The 19,786-nt window shown below is 63.2% G+C and carries 17 protein-coding genes; 14 read left to right on the plus strand and 3 right to left on the minus strand.

The window, feature by feature from the left end:
• Position 1: 1 nt before the first annotated feature.
• From kdpB to AC6H4Z_RS04550, 8 genes are all read left to right on the plus strand, one after another.
• Positions 2-2,143 (plus strand): potassium-transporting ATPase subunit KdpB, encoded by a 2,142-nt coding sequence (kdpB, locus tag AC6H4Z_RS04515; protein WP_497545543.1) that lies wholly within the window; start codon positions 2-4, stop codon positions 2,141-2,143.
• Positions 2,144-2,150: 7 nt separating this feature from the next.
• A complete protein-coding gene (gene kdpC / locus AC6H4Z_RS04520; protein ID WP_497545544.1) occupies positions 2,151-2,732 on the plus strand; it encodes a potassium-transporting ATPase subunit KdpC in 582 nt (193 codons plus the stop codon).
• Positions 2,729-4,093 carry an outer membrane beta-barrel protein gene (locus AC6H4Z_RS04525; protein WP_497545545.1) on the plus strand — a complete coding sequence of 455 codons (1,365 nt, stop codon included), beginning with the start codon at positions 2,729-2,731 and terminating at the stop codon, positions 4,091-4,093. Before kdpC ends, AC6H4Z_RS04525 begins: the two co-directional genes overlap by 4 nt.
• Positions 4,094-4,231: 138 nt before the next feature.
• The gene (locus AC6H4Z_RS04530) at positions 4,232-5,362 is read left to right on the plus strand and encodes a sensor protein KdpD (protein WP_497545546.1); all 1,131 of its coding nucleotides are present in this window, start codon (positions 4,232-4,234) and stop codon (positions 5,360-5,362) included.
• Positions 5,359-6,324 carry a sensor histidine kinase gene (locus AC6H4Z_RS04535; protein WP_497545547.1) on the plus strand — a complete coding sequence of 322 codons (966 nt, stop codon included), beginning with the start codon at positions 5,359-5,361 and terminating at the stop codon, positions 6,322-6,324. The genes AC6H4Z_RS04530 and AC6H4Z_RS04535 overlap by 4 nt, the downstream gene beginning before the upstream one ends.
• A gap of 68 nt (positions 6,325-6,392) precedes the next feature.
• The gene (locus tag AC6H4Z_RS04540; protein ID WP_497545548.1) at positions 6,393-7,475 is read left to right on the plus strand and encodes an ABC transporter substrate-binding protein; all 1,083 of its coding nucleotides are present in this window, start codon (positions 6,393-6,395) and stop codon (positions 7,473-7,475) included.
• A gap of 95 nt (positions 7,476-7,570) precedes the next feature.
• Positions 7,571-8,548 carry a FecCD family ABC transporter permease gene (locus AC6H4Z_RS04545; protein WP_497547014.1) on the plus strand — a complete coding sequence of 326 codons (978 nt, stop codon included), beginning with the start codon at positions 7,571-7,573 and terminating at the stop codon, positions 8,546-8,548.
• Between the two features lie 13 nt (positions 8,549-8,561).
• Positions 8,562-9,308, plus strand: coding sequence for an ABC transporter ATP-binding protein (locus tag AC6H4Z_RS04550; protein WP_497547015.1), 747 nt, complete (start codon positions 8,562-8,564; stop codon positions 9,306-9,308).
• A 9-nt stretch (positions 9,309-9,317) separates the two neighbouring features.
• Here the strand turns inward: AC6H4Z_RS04550 and AC6H4Z_RS04555 are convergent, their stop codons facing one another.
• The gene (locus AC6H4Z_RS04555; protein WP_497545549.1) at positions 9,318-11,684 is read right to left on the minus strand and encodes an ABC transporter permease; all 2,367 of its coding nucleotides are present in this window, start codon (positions 11,682-11,684) and stop codon (positions 9,318-9,320) included.
• The gene (locus AC6H4Z_RS04560) at positions 11,677-12,498 is read right to left on the minus strand and encodes an ABC transporter ATP-binding protein (RefSeq protein ID WP_497545550.1); all 822 of its coding nucleotides are present in this window, start codon (positions 12,496-12,498) and stop codon (positions 11,677-11,679) included. Before AC6H4Z_RS04560 ends, AC6H4Z_RS04555 begins: the two co-directional genes overlap by 8 nt.
• A 39-nt stretch (positions 12,499-12,537) precedes the next feature.
• Here AC6H4Z_RS04560 and AC6H4Z_RS04565 point away from each other — a divergent pair, with 39 nt between their 5' ends.
• Genes AC6H4Z_RS04565 through AC6H4Z_RS04575 form a run of 3 tightly spaced genes read left to right on the plus strand, consistent with a single transcriptional unit; the run spans position 12,538 to position 14,927 of the window.
• A complete protein-coding gene (locus AC6H4Z_RS04565) occupies positions 12,538-13,131 on the plus strand; it encodes a hypothetical protein (RefSeq protein WP_497545551.1) in 594 nt (197 codons plus the stop codon).
• 45 nt (positions 13,132-13,176) lie between these two features.
• Positions 13,177-14,193, plus strand: a complete 1,017-nt coding sequence (locus AC6H4Z_RS04570) for a sensor histidine kinase (RefSeq protein ID WP_497545552.1) — start codon at positions 13,177-13,179, stop codon at positions 14,191-14,193.
• Entirely contained in the window at positions 14,190-14,927 is a 738-nt protein-coding gene (locus AC6H4Z_RS04575; RefSeq protein ID WP_497545553.1) for a LytR/AlgR family response regulator transcription factor, read from the plus strand. The genes AC6H4Z_RS04570 and AC6H4Z_RS04575 overlap by 4 nt, the downstream gene beginning before the upstream one ends.
• A gap of 9 nt (positions 14,928-14,936) precedes the next feature.
• Here AC6H4Z_RS04575 and AC6H4Z_RS04580 read toward each other — a convergent pair whose 3' ends face one another.
• The gene (locus tag AC6H4Z_RS04580) at positions 14,937-15,782 is read right to left on the minus strand and encodes an intradiol ring-cleavage dioxygenase (RefSeq protein ID WP_497545554.1); all 846 of its coding nucleotides are present in this window, start codon (positions 15,780-15,782) and stop codon (positions 14,937-14,939) included.
• 117 nt (positions 15,783-15,899) lie between these two features.
• Between AC6H4Z_RS04580 and AC6H4Z_RS04585 the strand changes: the two genes are divergently transcribed.
• The 3 genes from AC6H4Z_RS04585 (at position 15,900) to AC6H4Z_RS04595 (ending at position 19,505) form a co-directional block, all read left to right on the plus strand.
• Positions 15,900-17,375: an ABC transporter substrate-binding protein/permease gene (locus AC6H4Z_RS04585; protein ID WP_497545555.1), complete on the plus strand. Its 1,476-nt coding sequence runs from the start codon at positions 15,900-15,902 to the stop codon at positions 17,373-17,375.
• Complete coding sequence (locus AC6H4Z_RS04590; protein ID WP_497545556.1) at positions 17,372-18,040, plus strand: amino acid ABC transporter ATP-binding protein; 669 nt, start codon at positions 17,372-17,374, stop codon at positions 18,038-18,040. The genes AC6H4Z_RS04585 and AC6H4Z_RS04590 overlap by 4 nt, the downstream gene beginning before the upstream one ends.
• A 67-nt stretch (positions 18,041-18,107) precedes the next feature.
• Positions 18,108-19,505, plus strand: a complete 1,398-nt coding sequence (locus tag AC6H4Z_RS04595; RefSeq protein WP_497545557.1) for a lanthionine synthetase LanC family protein — start codon at positions 18,108-18,110, stop codon at positions 19,503-19,505.
• The last annotated feature ends 281 nt before the right edge of the window (positions 19,506-19,786 follow it).

Here is a 19,786-nt window from a genome sequence, read left to right on the forward strand (position 1 = left end):
CATGTCAGTTCAAAAACGTCCCCTCTTCGATCCGCCGATCGTCGCGCGCGCCATTCGCGATGCAGTCGTGAAGCTTTCGCCGAAGCACATGCTTCGGAACCCGGTGATGTTCGTGGTGCTGGTCGGCAGCGTGTTGACCACGCTCGTCGTGGTGCGAGACATCGCTGGTGGTCGCGGCGGCATTGGCTTCACGCTGCAAATCGCCATCTGGCTCTGGTTCACGGTCGTTTTCGCAAACTTCGCCGAAGCGATGGCCGAGGGTCGCGGCAAGGCGCAGGCCGACGCACTTCGTGCATCGCGCACGCAGACGCACGCGAAGCGACTCGACGCCTCCGATGATCGCAACGTTCCCGTCGACAAGCTCGCGTTCGAGTTGACGCCGGCGCCGTCACTTCGGCGCGGAGATCTCGTGCTGTGCACGCCGGGCGACGTCATTCCGAGCGACGGCGAAGTCGTCGACGGAGTCGCGTCGGTCGACGAGTCCGCGATCACCGGCGAGTCGGCACCCGTCATCCGTGAGTCAGGCGGCGATCGGTCGGCCGTCACTGGTGGAACCAAGGTGCTGTCGGACTACCTGATCATTCGTATCACGGCCAACCCCGGCGAGACGTTCATCGACCGGATGATCGCGCTCGTGGAAGGCGCGACGCGGCAAAAGACGCCGAACGAGATCGCGCTGACGATTCTGCTTTCGGGGCTGACGATCATCTTCCTCATCGCGGTCGTCACGCTGCAGCCATTCGCAGCATACAGCGGTGGTCCGGCCTCGATCCCGGTGCTCATTGCACTGCTCGTCTGTCTAATTCCCACGACGATCGGCGGGCTGCTCTCGGCAATCGGCATTGCCGGAATGGATCGGATGATTCAGCAGAACGTGATCGCAATGAGCGGTCGTGCCGTCGAGGCAGCGGGCGACGTCAACACGCTTCTACTCGACAAGACTGGCACCATCACGCTCGGCAATCGGCAGGCGGTGGCATTTTTGCCAATGCCCGGCGTGCCCGAGTCACAGGTCGCCGACCGTGCGCAGTTGGCATCGTTGGCCGACGAGACGCCTGAAGGCCGCAGCATCGTTGTGTTGGCGAAGGAAAAGTTTGGTCTGCGCGGACGAACGCTCGCGGAAGGCAGCCGAGTGGTCGTCGAGCCAACGACGGGCAGGCGCGAGCACCCGGCACACATGGAATTCGTGCCGTTCTCCGCGTCGACGCGCATGAGTGGAGTGAACGCTGGCGCGCTGCAGCTCAGAAAGGGCGCGGGCGATTCGATCTCCGCCTGGGTGCGCGAGCAGGGCGGTGTTGTTCCGGCTGAAATGACGGCGGCTATCGAGACGGTGGCGCGCGCCGGCGGGACGCCACTGGTCGTCGCGGAGAACGAGCATTCCGACGAGATGGGCAACGGAACGGCGAAGGTGCTCGGCGTCATCTACTTGAAGGACGTCATCAAGGGCGGCATGCGCGAGCGCTTCGACCGGCTGCGCGCGATGGGCATTCGCACCGTCATGATCACCGGCGACAACCCGCTCACCGCGGCCGCGATCGCGCAGGAAGCGGGCGTCGATGACTTCCTGGCCGAAGCGAAGCCGGAAGACAAGATGGCGTTGATCAGGCGAGAACAGGCAGGCGGTAAGCTCGTCGCAATGACGGGCGACGGTACGAACGACGCCCCTGCGCTCGCACAGGCCGATGTCGGCGTGGCGATGAATAGCGGCACGCAGTCGGCGAAAGAAGCGGGAAACATGATCGACCTCGACTCCAATCCGACGAAGCTCATCGAAGTCGTCGAGATCGGAAAGCAGCTGCTCATGACACGCGGGTCGCTCACCACGTTCTCGATCGCGAACGACGTGGCGAAGTACTTCGCGATCATCCCAGCGATGTTCGTCGTCACGTACCCAGCGCTGCAAACGCTGAACGTCATGCGCCTGCATTCGCCGCAGTCGGCAATCCTCGCGAGTGTGATTTTCAACGCGCTGATCATCATCGCGCTCATTCCACTCGCGCTGCGCGGTGTGCGGTATCGCCCGGCGTCGGCCGCGGTGATTCTGCGCCGCAACCTGTTTATCTACGGCTTCGGTGGTCTCGTCGTGCCGTTTGTCGGGATCAAGATCATCGACATGCTCCTCGTCCTCACCCGGCTCGTCTGAGGTCAATATGCTCCGCAATCAATTTCGGCCGGCGATTCTCATGACGCTCGTACTCTGCGTCATCACTGGCTTGATCTATCCTGGGGTCGTCACTGGCCTCGCTCAGTTGGTGTTCCCTCGTCAGGCCAATGGATCGCTCGTCACCGTAAACGGGCGCGTTGTTGGCAGTGTGCTGATCGGCCAATCGTTCACGCAGGCCCAGTACTTCCACTCTCGCCCGTCAGCAGCCGGGAGTGGGTATGACGCAACCGCTTCGTCGGGCACGAACAAAGGACCGACGGATGCAAAGCTTGCTGACACGCTCATCGCCCAAGCAGTGGACAGTGCGGTGAAGAACGATGGTGCCGTGAAGGGTCGCATCCCGACCGACATGGTGACCTCGTCCGCTTCTGGACTCGACCCGCACATCTCGCCGGCGAACGCGTATCTGCAAGTTGCCCGTGTGGCGCGCGCTCGAAGCGTCGACTCGGCAGCCGTGCGCCGTGTACTCGACGGACACGTCGAAGATCGCCAGTTCGGCTTTTTCGGGGAGCCACGCGTCAACGTTCTCCTCCTCAACATCGCGCTCGACAGCGCATTCAAGAAATGAAAATCCCTCTTTCGGCGATCGTTCTGACCGTCGGATTGCAAATCACCGCCTCGGTGGCTCGCGCGCAGGGCTCTGCGTGCGAACCAGATACCGTCGGCAAGAAGCCCGATCCGTTCGCGTTCGCGGATTTCACTTGGATGAACGGCAATCCGCGTACGAAGGACTCGCCGCTATCCACGAAGTATTTCACAGGTGAGTTCCGCGCCGACGTGAGCTATATCGGCGACTTCAATCATCCGATCGATCACACTCTGATTGGCACGTCGGAAAGCGGTCGCACCAGCGAGTTGCAGGTTCAGCAGCTCGGCTTTGGCGGCGACTTTCATTGCGGGTTCGTTCGCGGCCGTTTCATGACACAGTTTGGGATGTACTCCACGATGACGCCGCGCAACGACGCGAGCCCAGGTCGCGGGCAGTGGCAGTTGGACAACGCGTATCGATACATCTCCGAGGCTTACGGCGGTCGCCACTGGAACAAGATGAATGGCATCAACCTCGACGCCGGCATCTTCCTGTCGTATCTCGGCTTGTTCAGTTATTACAATTTTGACAACTGGGCGTATCAGCCGTCCTACGTCTCGTCGAACACGCCATGGTTCTTCACGGGTATACGGTTGCAGTTTTTTCCCACGGAGCACCTGAAGATCGAGCCGTGGCTGATCAATGGTTGGCAGTCGTACGGCATGTTCAATGAGGCACCAGGCGTGGGCGCGCAGATTCTGTATCGCCCGAATGGCTGGCTGTCGATGCTGACGAACGACTACTACGGCCACGATTGGCTCGGCATTCCCAATCGGTGGCGGTTGCACACGGACAACAGCATCGAAGTGAAGTACTACGACAACCCGAAGAAGACCTTCGACAAGGGCGCATTCTCGCTGACGCTCGACGCCGGATGTGAGCGCGGCGGCGGCGTGAGCTGCACTGGAAGCCGCGACGATGGCCCGAAGCAGAGCTTTCTCGGGTTCATGCTCTACAATCGCAGCTGGTTCGCCAACGACGAGTTCGGTCTCACGCTCGGCGGCGGAGCGATGAACAACCCGGGCCGGTACTTGGTGCTGTTACCCCCGATCAATGGCGCTACGGCCTTCTCAGGGACACCGTACTTCACGCAGAGTCCAGGCGACGCGTTCAAAGGCTGGGACGCATCGGTGACGTTCGACTACATGCCGGACCAATACACGACGTTTCGTTTCGAACTCGATCACCGTGAATCGAACGTACCGTATTTCGCGGGGGCGGGCGGGGTCACGCCGCCGGGTGGCAACACCGGGCCGGCAGGATCGGTCGTATCGAATTTCTTCCCCGATCTTCGCAAAACGGAAACACGATTGAACTTTGCGCTCTTGGTAAAACTCTAACGAACCATGGCCGCCGACGAACGATCGCCGTCAGCACAGTCCGCCGCGGGGAACGAGTCGCAACTGACTCGTTCCCCGGTCGAACGTCGCCGAGCGTCGCGGGAACCGGGGACCGAGGCCTCCGAGTTTCTCACGCTCGTGCGGCAACGCGAGCGCGGAAAGCTCAAGCTGTACATCGGATCGGCGGCCGGTGTGGGCAAGACGTACCGCATGCTCACAGAGGCGAATGACCTCAAGCGTCGCGGCGTCGACGTCGTCGTCGGCTTCGTTGAAACGCATAAGCGGCCGGAGACCGACGCGCAGATTCGCGAGCTCGAGGTCGTGCCGCGGCAACGAATCGAGTATCGAGGAGTTGTCCTCGAAGAGATGGACGTCGACGCGGTCGCGCGCCGCCAGCCGGAGGTCGCACTGGTCGACGAGCTGGCGCACAGCAACGTGCCCGGCACGCAACACCGGAAGCGGTGGGAAGACGTCATGCAGTTGCTCGACGAAGGCATCAACGTGATCTCAGCGGTCAACGTCCAGCATCTCGAGTCGCTCAACGACGTCGTCGCATCGATGCTCGGCGTCACCGTGCGCGAAACGGTGCCCGATTGGGTCGTCGCGTCTGCGGATCAGGTCGTCAATCTCGACATCTCGTCGGAGGACCTTCGCCAACGGCTTCGCGAGGGAAAGATCTACTCGGCGGACAAAGTCGACGCGGCGCTGCGCAACTTTTTCACCGACGAAAACCTCACGACGTTGCGAGAGCTCGCGCTGCGTGAGGTTGCCGGTGCTGTCGATAGGACGCGCGAGGCCATCGTTCGCCGAGAGACCGGCGAGACGCCAGCCGTCGCCGCACGATCGGCTCAGCGGATGCTCGTCGCAATGTCGAGCAGTCCGCCGTATACGGCCGCGCTCCTACGTAAAGCAAGCCGAATCGCCGGGCGCCTGAATAGCGACTGGTACTGCGTGTATGTACAGACACCCGACGAACGCGCCGATCGAATCGATAGCACCGTACAGCGCATGCTCGTCGACAACATTCAGCTCGCGCAGTCGATGGGTGCTGAAGTCGTGAAGCTCGAAGGCACCGATGTCGCCGACACGATCCTTCACTTTGCCGCGAAGCGTGGAGCGAGTCTCGTCGTGGTCGGGCAGAGCAAGCGGTCGCGCTGGCATCATCTCATGAAGGGATCGGTCGTCGATCGGCTCGTCAACAACAACGAAGGGGTCGACGTGCTTGTCGTCTCGTTCGATCCGATCACGGCAGGAGGCCGACAGCAATGAAGATCGGCTATCGCCTGTATCTCACCGTCACGCCAGCCATCATCGGTGTGTTGTTGATGGCCGGATTGTTCTATTGGGGACAGTATGCGCACGCGGCACCCACCGCCGTGCTCCTCGTTGGTACGGTCGCCGTCGCCGCGTCGGCGATCCTTGCCTGGATCAACGCGCGCTTTGTCGCGCAGCGAATTGAGCGCCTTGCCACGAGCCTTGCGCCAATGGAGGCCGACGGCGCGCCAGACGAGCTGGATCGAATCTCTCGAGGCGTCAATCGCCTGAGCACCGACGTACAGATCGCCGAAGCTGACCGCGTCGATCGAGAGCGTCGACTCGTCGAGCGCACGCGGGACTATGCAAAGCTGCTCGCGAGTATCGCCGACGACACGGCTGGGCGTCTCGAGGAGATTCGGCTTCCGCTGCACATCCTCCTCGAGAATCGTTTCGGAGACCTCAACGAAAACCAGGAAGAGATGCTCGGCGCAGCGCGCGTGGCGGCCGAAGCGGCCGACGCAGACCTCGTGAGTCTGCGCCAGATCGCGGAGCTCGACCTTGGCGATCATCCGCTTCGGCGCGATCGCATGAAGCCGTCTGATCTTGTCGATGCGTTGCGGCCGATGCTCGTTGCCGCCGCCGAGTCGGCAGGGGCGACGGTTGAAATCAACGTGGCGCCGTTGCTGCCGGCGATCATCGGCGATCGCGCGCGCCTTCAGGATGCGCTGGCGACCATCCTCGGGGGTGCTGTTCGCGCGAGCCCCGCCGGTGCTCACGTCCGTATGTCGGTGGAGCAGCAGCAGGACAATCTCAGCGTGGAGATGCTTGGGAACCACGGCGCGCCGTCGTCGGTGCGGTCGACGGCCGCCGCTCGCGTCATCGACGCTCATGGCGGCACCGTCGATCGAAAGGAGGAAGGGATGCGCTTGACCCTCCCACTCGAGAACAGGGGTCGATTTCAGCCCGGGAAATAGGCAAGGGCGCGCGAGACGATATATTCCCGCCGGTACATCGACTCCCCTGTCGACACGGAGTTCTCCCGGTGAGACGTAGCTTCATTTCGCTCTGTGCCCTCACGGCTGGCGCGACGCTGACCGTTGCCGCGGCGGCGCACCAGACGCAGTCGATCACCGATCAGCGTGGAAAGACATTCATCTTCACTGAGCCGGCGCGCCGCGTGGTGACGATCGCGATTCCGCTCTTCTGGACGTTCATGACGGTGGACGGGAGCGATGCGCGCGTTGTCGGAACGAACTCCGTTGCGTCGGCGCAAATGCGCGACGGCATTGTCGGTCGAGTCTTTCCGCGCGCGGGGCAGGTGCCGACCGAGATCACTCGCGGCGGAACGTTCACACCGAATCTCGAAGCGCTCTTGGCGCTGCGTACAGACGCTGTCTTTCAGTGGGCAGACCGCGGCGACGAGTTGATCAACGCGCTCGATCGCGTCGGCCTTCGTGCGCTGGGCGTGAAGAATACCAGCAGCGATTCCGACATCGAGGCATGGATCCGGATGAGCGGCGTGGTTGCTGGGCGCGAGGCACGCGCGGATTCGATGATCCGATGGATGCAGGCTGGGAATCGTCGTTTCGATTCGCTCACCGCATCGATTCCTGATGCAGAGCGTCCGCGCGTCCTCGTGCTCGTCGAGTACTCGCGCGCGATTCGCATCGACGGACCCACCAGCTATTCGACCGGAATGCTTCGACGCGCCGGCGCTGTGAACGCGGCGACGAGCGATGGAAACGTCGGGATCGAAGAAGCGTTGCGATGGAATCCCGACGTGATCGTGCTCTCGCACTTCGAGGCGAAACGGCCGTCAGACCTGATCGCAGATCCGCGTTGGGGACAGACAAAGGCGGCGCGGAGCGGCCGAGTGTACAAGCTTCCGTTTGGTGTCACGCGATGGGGAGGATATGGGCCGGAGTCGCCACTCTTTCTCGGATGGCTGACCAACCTCCTCCATCCTGGTCGGTTCGATGTTCCGCTGCGCGCTGAGATGCGCACCGCGTATCGCACGCTCTTTCACTACGACGCGTCGGACGCTGATCTCGATCGCGTGCTGCAGGTGGAGGAGAATGCAACGTCAGCCGGCTATTCGCGGCTCATGAGCCGCTCTACGCGGTGAGTGTTTCCGCGCTCGAAGCGTCCATCACGCCACTTGCGAGCCGAACTCGCGCGCGACTCATCGTCACGGGCCTCATCATCGCGCTCGGCGCGGTGATGTTGCTATCACTCCGTGTTGGCAGATACCCCGTTGCGACTGATACGACGTTGCGGATCCTGTGGGCGTTGTTGCGCGGCGGCGCTGACCGGGCGCGGGCGTCGTCGTGGACCGACACCGAGTTCATTGTGATTTCCACAGTGCGATTACCGCGCGTTCTCGTGGCGGCGATCGCCGGTGCTGGACTCGGTTTGAGTGGCGCCACGTTGCAAGGATTGTTTCGCAATCCGCTCGTTGGCCCACAGGTGGTTGGTATCTCGAATGGCGCGGCGTGGGGTGGAGTAGTCGCGATCCTCCTTGGCGCGAGCGCGACGGGCCTCGTCGGCTGGTCATTCGGTTTTGCACTCCTCGCTCTCGTCGCCGTTTTCATGCTCAGCCGATTGAGCGGCTCGGCGAATATTCTCTCCATCGTGCTGGCCGGCGTAATCGTCAGCGCATTCTTCTCGGCGTTGGTGGGGCTCGCGCAGTTCTTTGCCGACCCAGAGCGACAATTGCCGGGCATCGTTTACTGGCTGCTCGGCAGCTTCGCGTCGGTATCGGCGAGGTCAGTGGCGATCATCGCCGTTCCAACGCTCATCGGTGGAGGCGTTTTACTGCTCCTCCGATGGAGAATCAATATTCTCTCACTCGGCGACGCCGACGCCGCAGCGCTCGGAGTCAACGTCACTTTGTTGCGTTGGATGGTTCTCGGCCTGGTCACACTGATCGTGGCGGCGCAGGTTGCGGTGAGTGGCGCGATCGGTTGGGTAGGGCTCGTCGTGCCGCATCTCGCGCGACGCCTGGTTGGTCCGAATCATCAGCATCTGATACCAGCGTCAGCCGCGCTTGGGGCCGTTTACCTGCTGCTGGTTGATGACATCGCGCGATCGATCGCCGCGCAGGAACTTCCGATCGGCGTGTTGACCGCGCTGCTTGGCGCACCGGTCTTCGCGGTCGTGTTCTGGCGGTCGCAGTCGCGAGGATGGTCGCGTGACTGACAGCTCGTCTAGCATGGCGGTCAGCCTCGACGGGGTGTCTTTCGCCTACCGACACACGACGCCGATTCTACGCGGCTGTAGTGTTGGCGTTCGCCGCGGTCGCGTGATGAGCATTCTTGGCCCAAATGGCAGTGGGAAAACGACGCTGCTCAAGCTCATCGCCGGAATCCTCCGTCCGTCGACGGGAAGCGTTGTCGTGGATGGACGCATCGGGTACGTGCCCCAGTTCATCCAGCTCAGCTTTGCGTATTCGGTGATGGACGTCGTGCTCATGGGACGGGCACGCCAGATTGGGACGTTCGCGACTCCATCGCGCAAAGACGAAAATGCGGCCGCGTCGGCGCTCGATCGCGTCGGCATGCTCTCGTTCGCGCGCCGAGGCTTCGACGATCTCTCCGGGGGAGAGCGACAGCTCGTCGCCTTCGCGAGAGCACTCGCCGCAGAGGCCGACATTCTCGTGCTGGACGAGCCGACGGCGTCGCTCGACCTTCGCCACCAGGAAGTTGTCCTGCGGTGGATGCGTCGTCTCGCGAAGGATGACGGTCTGACGGTGATCTTCAGTACGCATCAACCGCAGCATGCGGACGCCGTCTCCGATGATGTCGCGCTCATTTTCTCTCCGGAGCGCGTCGTCGTCGGAACGCCAGTTGACGTGCTAGAGCCTGGGCTGCTTGCTGAGTTGTTCGGTGTCGACCTTCGCCGCGTGTCTCGGCCTGACGATTCACGCGGCGATCTCGTGCCGACCTGGAAGCTAGGTTAAGCGCGCGCTCTACTCGTACGCGAGCGCCTCGCGAACCTGGATCGTCGATGCACGTCGTGCGGGCAGCAGAGCCGCAACGAGACTGACCGCCATGACAATACCGAGCCATTGCCCCACGCTTACAACGCCTGGGAGCACGGCGACCCGCACGGGCAGCATGATGCGCCCGAAGGCGTCGCCGAGTCCGCGGCCGATCGGAATCGACAGCGCGATTGCGACGAGCGAGCTCAGAATCACGATGAACAAGCTCTCGACGTGAACGAGGAGCTGAATCATTTGCGGCGTCGCTCCGATCGCGCGTAACACGCCGATTTCGCGCGTTCGCTCGATCGCCGCAATGCTCATCGTCGAGGCGAGTCCAAGTCCGCCAACGATGATCATCACCTGGGCCATGATGCCGAGAAACGACACCACCATCACGAGATGATCTTCGAGCGCGGCGCGACCAGCATCAACGATCTGCGCCGAACGAACGTTGAGGCCGGCGATGCGCAATGCTTCGCGAACACGACGGATGTTGTCAACGCGACCGACCGACGTCGTGTCGCCCATGTCCATCACAACGCTCGACGCATTCGCGTGGCCTGATACGCGGGCGAGCATGTCTCGCGTCGTGTACGCACTGCCATCGATTCCTGTCTCAGCGACGCCGACGACCGTCCACTGCTCGGTTCGATCGCCAATGCGCACCGCTGCTCGCGAGCCCACGGCGATCGACGGCTCTTCGGAGAGGAGTCGCTTGCTGACGACGAGGCCGTGATCGTCGTTCGCAGCGAGCCAACGTCCGGCCACGAGTGGCGGACGCAGCATGCGCGTGTTTGCGGGTAGGCCGACGATTGAAAAGGTGTTGCCGAAGCTGCCGTCGGCAAAGCTCATTCGCCCAGAGCTTCGCGACCACGCCTCCGCGCCGCGGACGCCATTCATGAGTCGCAGCGCCGACTCGATGGAGTCGACAGCATGAGCTTCGGTGAACCGCATCGTGAAATCGAAGTGGTAAATCGTGTACGAGTCGTCGACCGCGTGCATCACGCCGTCGCGCAGCGAGCGGGCGCCGAGAAAGACACCGCCTCCAACCGCGAGCGTGAGCATCGCCATCGCGCTGCGTAGCGGACGCCGCGCGACCATCCGTAGCGCCAGTGCGAGCGGCTTTGGCATGCTCTCGAAGCGCATCCATCGTTGCAATCGCGACCCAATGCCGTCGTCCAGAGTTGGCCCGCGCAGCGCCGCGGCGACAGAGATGCCGCAACCGCGAGACACGGGGATCGCCGCCGCAACAACCGGCAGCAGAATGCCAGTCAGAATCTGAATTGCGAGCGCCCAAGCGGGGATCGGAACGTGCGTCACGTCGAAGTTGAGCAGTTGCGCCGTGAACTGGGCGTACGCGCGGCCAACGATCGCCGCGGTTGGAATTGCAATTACACTCGCGACGATCCCGAGGACCGCGGCGAGCGTGAGGTACAGTGTCGAGATCTGTTCGCGTCGTCCACCGATCGCCTTCATGATGCCGATTTCGCGAACCTGACCGGCAAGCATTGCGCCGATGAGATTCACGACGAGAAAGGCACTCAACGCCGTCGCGAGCAGTCCGAACGCGCCCTGCGTGAACAGCAGGGAATCCATCTGCGCTGCGTGCGGATGTCGGCCTGGTTGCGGAACGTCGATGCTCAGGACCCTGTGTCCGGCATGTTCAATCGCCGTGGCGACGTCGCGTGACGCGTGACGTACGACGGCAATATCTCGCGGCGCGCCGCGAAGTGTGAGCTGAATCTCGTCGAACGACTGGTTGATGCCGAGATACTTGAGCGCTGCGCGACCTCCGAACGCCGTGACGTCGTGATCCATCCATCCCGGGGGAATGCTCACGTCGCGGGCAATTCCGGAGATGAAAAAACGTCCAGACTCGCCAGCGACGGTGCGAAGATCGGTCGAGCCGCCGAGCGCAACGCCAGCGAAGTCGACCGACGAACGCTCGAAGACAATGGAGCTATCGTTTTGCGACCACTGACCTTCCTCGAGCGTGAGCGCTCCAATTCGGCGATCCGCTGGGTCGTCGAGAATGATCAGCGAGCCGCTCGCGACGCCAGACGCTGCACGAAGCGTGATTGGAACTGCTCGCCGCCGCCGTGCGGATGCGACACCAGGCAGCGAACGCACGAGGTCGAGTAGCGCGATGTCCACTGAGTCGACGCGCAGTGTCATTGCGGGCGGATGACTTGCCAGATACTGCTCGGCGGTCGCCCGTCGCACGAGCGACCAGGCGTCGAGCACCGTGCCGGAGCCGACGAGTCCGATGACGATGGCGAGAAGAGCCAGCGTGGTTCGTGTTTTGTGAACCCACGCGTCGCGCGCGATCTTCTTCCATCGCGGACTAAACAAGCGCACCTCGCAGCGGCAATTCGAGCGATGCATCCGCCGCGGCGACGCGCCCGTCAGAAAGGCTGATCGTTCGTGTCGCTTGAGCGCGCGCGGCGGCGTCGTGTGTCACCATCACGACCGCGCGGTCTCCGGTCGCTAAGCTGGCCAAGACGTCGATCGTCTCACGCGCCGTGCGCGAATCGAGGTTACCCGTGGGCTCATCGGCGAACAGAACCTTCGGATCGTTGGCCAGCGCGCGTGCAACCGCGGCGCGCTGTTGCTGTCCGCCCGACAGTGTGGCTGGGCGTTTGTCGGCTTGATCGGCGATTCCCAATCGATCGAGCAACTGCATTGCCCGCTCGAGGCGTTCACGTCGCGGCCACCGCGCGCAGAGATCCATCGGTAGCATGACATTCTCTGCGACGGAGAGGGTCGGCAGCAATTGGAAGAATTGGAAGACGATGCCGATATTCGTGCCGCGCCAGATGCTCGCTGCTCGCTCAGTGAGTCGCGCGATGCTGGTGCCGTCAACGATGACGTCGCCACTCGTCGGTCGATCGAGGCCAGCGAGGAGATTGAGTAGCGTCGACTTGCCGCTGCCGCTCTGACCAACGATGGCGACGAACTCCGCCGCCTCGATGGTCAGCGTGATGTCGGTCAACGCGGCGAACGAGCCGTGCGGCGTCGAATAGGTCTTTCCAACCTGATGAAGTTCGATCATGTGCCGACGATACAATCGGCGCGTGCCCGTGAGCCATGGCTCCAGGCGCCGTTCGACGCACCCGCGATACCGTTCAGCGAAATGGCGCTGGCCACGCGGCGTGTTCGAGCGCATTCATCGTCTCCACACGCCACGTTCACCACCGGAGATCGTATGCGCCGTTCATTGCTCGTGACTGCTCTCTGCGTCACGCTTCCGTCCGTCTCGTTCGCGCAGCACGGTGGCGCGTCAATCGCCCTTCCGTCCACGACGCCGCCGCGCGAAGCGATGCAGTTCGATTTCCTCGCTGGAGAATGGTCGGTCGCGGCAGTTCAGCGCTTCGCGGGTCTCGCCGGAATGATTCATGGCGGACCCAAGATGACGGGAACATGGAAGGCGCGTCGCGCGTTCGATGGCTTTGGCGTCGAAGACGAACTTCGCCTCGCCGACGCGTCGGGCAATCCCGTTCTCTTCGCCAACGCGATGCGCGTCTTCGACGCCGCGGCGCACCGCTGGTCGGTCTCTTCTCTCGACGTCTACAGGACGCGCTTCTCACCGAGCACCGCCGAATGGCAAGACGGCAAGATGGTGGTCACGACGCAGGCGACTGACGCCGACGGGAAATCGACGCTGACCCGCATTCGCTTCTTCGACATCAAGCCCACGAGCTTCTCCGCGTGGCAGGATCGATCAAACGACGGCGGCAAGACGTGGGACGAGGGACGACTGCGGATGGAAGCGAAGCGCACGAAGCCTGCACAACCCTGACGCGACGTCGTTGCGCACGCGCCGTCGCTCTCCCAGTTTGTCCGAATGAAGCGCTCCGGACTCTGGCCGCAGCTGATGATCGCCTGGCTTCCACTCTGGGCGTTCTTCACGCTATCGATTCTCGTTCTGCATCCCGGAACGCGGCTCGACACCGGCGTGTCCACGGCGCTGCGTTTGATCACGACGGCCGTAGCCCTCGGCTCGATCGTCTACGCGTTCGTCGGCAAGTACCCGTGGCCGTCGCCCGTGCGCGCTTCGTCGCTGGCGTTGCACGTCGGCCTCGCGGTGTGTTTCGCCGCTGCGTGGGTGGCGATCAACGCAGGCATCGACGTGTTGATGCATCCCCGTCGCCCAGTTGGATTCGGACCTGGACTCGGGCCATACATCATCGTCGGCATGTGGGTGTATTCGATGATCGCCGGCGCGAGCTACGCGACGCACGCGAGCGAGCGCGCAGCGCGGGCCGAAGTAAACGCTGCGCGAGCGCAACTGTCTGCGTTGCGAACGCAGCTCAATCCGCACTTTCTGTTCAACGCGCTGCACACCGTCGTTCATCTCATTCCCGTCGAACCGGCCAGAGCATCGCAGGCCGCCGAGCAAATATCGAATCTGCTGCGTACGGCCATCGATGAAGATCGCGATCTCGTTCCACTCGACGCAGAGCTCCGTTTCGTTCGGCGCTATCTCGACATGGAGCGCCTGCGCTTCGGCGATCGGCTCGATGTTCACGTCGACGTTACCGCGGGCGCCGAGCCGTTGCTCGTCCCCTCGTTCGGCGTGCACTGTCTCGTGGAAAACGCGGTGCGTCACGGTGTCGAGAACACCATTGGCCAGACGCGAGTGAGCGTATCCGCCGCGGTCGATGCAAACGTGCTCACGATCGTCGTGCGCGATTCGGGTCAGCCGTCGACTCCCCACAGTGCGACCAGCGGCACTGGCCTCGCACGCCTCCGCGAACGGATTGCGGTGCTGTTCGGCGATCGAGCCGCGCTGGTCGCAGGCCCAGTGACCTCTGGCTATGAGGCGCGGTTGACGCTACCGGCCCGAACGGACGACGCATGAAGGTCACGACGCTCATCGCCGACGACGAGCCGATAGCCCGCGCCGGACTTCGTCGGCTGCTCTCGACGATTGAATGGATCGACGTGATTGGCGAGGCGGAGAATGGGCCAGCGACCGTCGCCGCGATCGACGCGCTGCGACCAGAGCTCGTGTTCCTCGACATCAAGATGCCGGGGTTGCTCGGCACCGATGCGCTTCGCGCAGCCGCGCATCGGCCGCACGTGGTATTCACGACGGCGTATCTCGAGCACGCGGCGACAGCGTTCGAGCTCGGCGCGCTCGACTATCTGCTCAAGCCATTTGGCGCCGAGCGTCTCACTTCGGCACTCGACCGTGTACGCTCCGCGCTTGGCGAGCCGGCATCGTCATCAGCACTCGAGCGCATGCACGATGTCTTCGGCAGCGGACCAATGAGCCGCCTGTTCGTTCGTTCCGGCCGCGCAATCACACCGATCGCCGTCGCCGACGTGACGCATTTCGACGCCGATGGCGACTACGTGATGGCGCACACCGATCGCGGTCGACATCTGCTGCACGTCGCGATCAGCCGGCTCGAACGCCGGCTCGATCCAGCGACGTTCGTGCGCGTGCATCGTGCGCACATCGTCAACCTCAATCGCGTCGTTTCGTTCAAAGCGGGAACGCGCGGCCAACTCTTCGCACACTTCGACGATGGCACGCGCGTTCCGGTGAGCCGCGGTCGAGCGCAGGAACTTCGCGCACTCGGCCTGTGAGTCGAGCCTCTACGCTGCGACTGCGACCGTTAGCGTAGAGGTCAGTCCCGTCGCGATATTGCCAGTGATGGTCGCCAGCTCGAGCGCCGAGCCGTCGCTGAACACCATGTCGCTCGCCAGCGTGACCTGTGAGAGATTTCGAACGCTCTGTTCGTAACCCGTCGTTGCGTACACGAGGTCACAGGTTGCTTTCGGAAGCGCCAGCTGGGATGTCGCGATCTTGTTAGACACGCTGGTGGCCGCCGTCAGACTCCGGTACACCTCGAAGTGAATGTGCGGCCAACGCCCCGAGTAGCACGCTGGAAAGATCGACGTGAACGTCACCTTGCCGTTTGCGTCCGCCTGTTGCACGCCGCGCAAGTAGTTCTGGTTCGTCACGCCAGGCGAGTACAGCGAGTAGTTACCGCCGCGATCGCAGTGCCAGATGTACACCGCGTAGTTGGCGAGCGGGTTGCACGTCGTCGCAGACACGATCGTCAGTGCGATCGAGAGGGGAATGCCGGCCGCGGTGCCGCTGAGACCCGCGAAGCTCGTGCGGATGTCGCTGCGCACAACGCCCGTCTGATTCAGCACATTCGGTCCGTTGGAGCTGTCGCCGGGATACGGGCCCGCGGTCTCCTCGGGGACCTTGCTACAACTTCCGTTGCTTGTGGTATTCGACGGATCAGTGCCCAAGGCGCTCGTTACGCTGTCGCCCGAGCAACCGAGGATAGTGAGCGCGCCAAGTCCAGCGCCAACGCCAGCAAGTCGAAGCAACTGTCGTCGGTCCATCGCTGCACCGGTACTGAGAAGATCTCGGTGCAATCCGCCAAAATCATCATGATCGTCGTCGTCGTGCTTGTGTCGGTGCTTCATCTATCTACCTCGAACGAATCGGTGAGTGGGTGCTCGCTTGTAGGACACGCGACTTCGGCCATCCCCCTGATGGTGCCAATGCCGCGCCCGAAACCGATCTGATGTAAATTTGATCGCGTGAAACTGATCGCGATCGTTTCGCTCTTCGTCGTCACTGCGACGGCGCCACTGGCCGCGCAGAATGGCGCGCGTCCGCCGCTCCGCTGGGGCGGCGACGCCGAAGGCGGTGCACCATTCGTCGAAGCCGATCCCAGCGATCCGTCGAAGGTGCGCGGCTTCGACGTCGAGATCGCGCGAATGATTGCGCACGGTCTCGGACGCGAGCCGCAGTTCGTTCAGGTCCAATGGTCGTCGATCGAACAGTCGCTCGAACGCGGCGACTTCGACCTCGGCATGTCGGGCCTGGAGGATAGACCAGAGCTGCGCGCGCGGCATTCCGTTTCCATTCCGTATTTCGAATTTCGCGAGGTGCTCGCCGTCCGAACGGCCGATAGCGCACGCTACCGTCGGCTGTCCGACCTGCGCGGCAAGCGCATCGCGACATTGGGTGCGACCACAGCCTACCAGATCCTGCTCGACGCACGCGACAGTCTCGGCATCACGCCGATTTCGTATGACGACGACGTCCATCCGTACGCCGATCTCGTCGCCGGTCGCGTCGACGCGGTTCTGCTCGACAACATCATCGCCGATCGATCGCGGCGGCGGCTCAGTGGCTTCGTCGTAGAGCCTGACCCCGTCGCAATCGGCCACTATGTCGCCGTGTTCCCGCTCGCCAAGGGGGCCGAGCGCGACTCGGCGGACGTGATTCTTCGTGCGCGCATGCGGGACGGATCGCTGGAGAAAGTGTTCCGCACCTGGAATGTGTGGGACGACACTCAGGCGAAATACTTCCAGCGGGCAATCGCATCCGCGCCCGAGCAAGCCGCACCGACAAAGTCTGGTGCAACCACTGCGGCGTCGGCCGCGACGTATCTGCCCGCGCTACTGCGCGCCGCGGGAATCACGCTGCTGTTGTCCTGCCTCGCGATGCTGCTGGCCGTGAGTATTGGTATTGGCGTCGCTGCGGGGCGCGTCTACGGTCCGCCGCTCGTTCGCGCGTTGCTCACGATCTACGTCGAAGCAATACGCGGCACGCCCGTATTGTTACAGCTGTTCGTCATCTACTACGGTCTCTCGAGTGTCGTACGCCTGCCCGCGTTCGCTGCCGCGGTCCTCGGACTCGGCCTCAACTATGCTGCGTACGAATCAGAGATCTATCGTTCCGCGCTCGAGGCCATCTCGCGCCAGCAACTCGAGGCGGCGCGCACGCTCGGGTTGAGCGAGTACCAGATTCTTCGACTCGTCCGTGGACCGCAGGCGCTGCGACTCGCGCTCGCGCCGATGACGAATGATTTCGTCGCACTGCTCAAGGATTCGTCGCTCGTATCGGTGATCACCGTGGTCGAGCTCACGAAGCAGACCGCGATCTACGCGACGAACGTCGGAAGCTGGGTCGTGCCCGGGCTGCTCTGCGCGCTCGCATACCTCGCGCTGTCGCTGCCGCTGTCCCACGCCGCGCGCAGCCTGGAACGACGCTGGAGCGCCCCATGACGCTTTCCATACGCGGGCTGCGTGTGATGCGCGCCGATCGCGAGGTGCTGCGCGGGGTCGATCTGGACGTCGCCCCGGGAGAGATCTGCGCCCTCATGGGTGCGTCAGGCGCAGGAAAGACGACGGTGCTTCGTGCTGTTGCTGCGCTTCAGTCGTTCGACAGTGGCAGCATCGCCATCGATGACGTCGTGCTGCGACCTGGTTCGCTACCACCGCAATCGCAGCTCGGTGCATTGCGACGGCACGTTGGAATGGTGTTCCAGGCACACGCGCTCTTCGAACATCTGACGGCGCTCGACAACGTCACGCTCGCGCTAATTCACGTGCTGCGCTGGGATCGCGCGCGCGCCGAGTCGGTCGCGCGTGATCTGCTCGAATCCCTTGGCGTGGGTGCCCGAGCGAGCGCGTTGCCGCGGCAGCTTTCCGGCGGCGAGGCGCAGCGCGTCGCGATCGCCCGAGCACTCGCGCCGAATCCATCATTGCTTCTCATGGACGAGCCCACAGCCGCGCTTGATCCGGCGCGACGCGGCGCGCTTGGCGAGAAGCTTCGCGAACTCGCGAAGCAGGGCAGGGCGCTGCTCGTGTCGACGCACGACATCGATTTCGCACGCGGATTCGCCGATCGGGCCATCACGCTCGCGGATGGGGCGATCGTCAACGCGTAGTGCACGACCTACGCTGTCCGAGCTTCGCGGAGTAAATTGCATGGTCTTCCATGGAACCTAGAGGGCCATGCTCGGACTGAATGTCACGCGACGCGAGATGATTGCGATGAGCGCCTGCGCCGCGCTGTCGCGCTTCGCGCTTCCCTCGCCGGCGCCGAGCAACGTCGACGTGGCGCTCGCGGCGGCACGATGGATTCGTCGGTCGCGCATCACGACGAAGGATGGCGTCACCTGGCCCACCGATCCCACGAAGCCTGACTCGGTTGGGCTCGACCTGTTCGATGGTTCGCCGGGAATCGTTCTATTCCATCTCGAGCTGTTCGACGCAACGCGCGACAGCACCTGGCTCGACGACGCACGACTCGGCGCGAACGAGTTGATCGCCAAGCTGCCCGTGTTGCAACAATCCGAATCATGTGGATTGTATGATGGACTCGCCGGCGTCGCATTCGTGCTCGAGGAGACCCATCGCGCGACCGGCGATGGTCGATACCGCGACGCGTCGAAGCTCGCGATCTCGATGATTCACGGTCTGGCGCGCCGCGGAACCTCGGGCGCCGAGTGGTCTGGACGCAGCGCCGGCCCCGACATCGTGAGTGGGTCAGCCGGAATCGGACTGCTGCTGCTCTGGGCGGATGCGGTGATGGACGATGCCCCGAGTCGCGCGCTCGCCCTGGCAGCGGGGCGGCGATTGCTCGAGACCGGAGTTTCCGATCGCGGTGGCACGAAGTGGGTGTCGCTCAAAGATCGAGGCGTGTCGTTTCCGAATTTTGGGTTCGGCACCGCCGGAGTTTCGTATTTCCTTGCGGAGCTCCTGCGTGCCACGGGAGATCGCACGTGCATGGCCGGCGCGCTGTCGGGCGCGCAGTACCTCGAGCGATTGGCGAACACCGACGCAAAGGGGTTCAAGGTGTTTCACTATGAGCCGGGTGGTGAAGGCGTCTATGAAATGGGTTGGTGCCACGGTCCCGCCGGAACCGCGCGCCTGTTTCGCGAGCTTGGCGCAGTTACGGGGCGGCCGAAGTGGATGGACCTCGCGCACTCGTGTGCACGCGCGATCGTTGCGAGCGATGGCACCGACTCACCCCGCCCTGTCGATCAGTGCAGCGGAAGTGCCGGAGTCGGTGAGTTCTTCATCGCGTTGCAGCGAGAAACGCTATCGGCGCCGTACGCCGACATGATCTCTCGCGCATCGGCGAACATCATCGCACGCTCGGTCGCCGACGGCGATGGTGTGAAGTGGAATCGGTCTGATGAAGTGTCGTTGCCGCGCGCGGAAACGGGATTCATGCACGGTGCCGCTGGCATGGGAACGTTTCTGTTGCACGCGGATGCACTGGCGAATGGACGAACTCCTGCGATTCACTGGCCGGACTCTCCGTGGTCGCGCCCGTGCGCTGCGCCGAAGGCGAAGACGGCGCGCGACATGTCGGATCTCACCGGTGGCACGTCGCGCGCGTGTTGAATCGTCGCAAACGATCGGTGTGACTTCGGTCGACGTTGGAGCGGTTGTGCCAATGACACCGCTTCGACTGGAGGGAATTCGTAATGCGCCTATCTCGTTTGCTTATTTGTATTTGCCTATTGACTGCCTGTTCTAACTCTACCGAGCTCGGCGGCCAGGCCCGTGGTACATCCCCTGGCACCGAGCGTTTTTCTGTCAGTCGCGGCAGGCTGGCCCTCGCGCCAGGGCGCGACGCGTGGCTCTCGGTCTCCGCATACGTGGTTGTGAGTGCAACAGCGATG

This window comes from Leucogemmata humicola, from assembly GCF_055379415.1.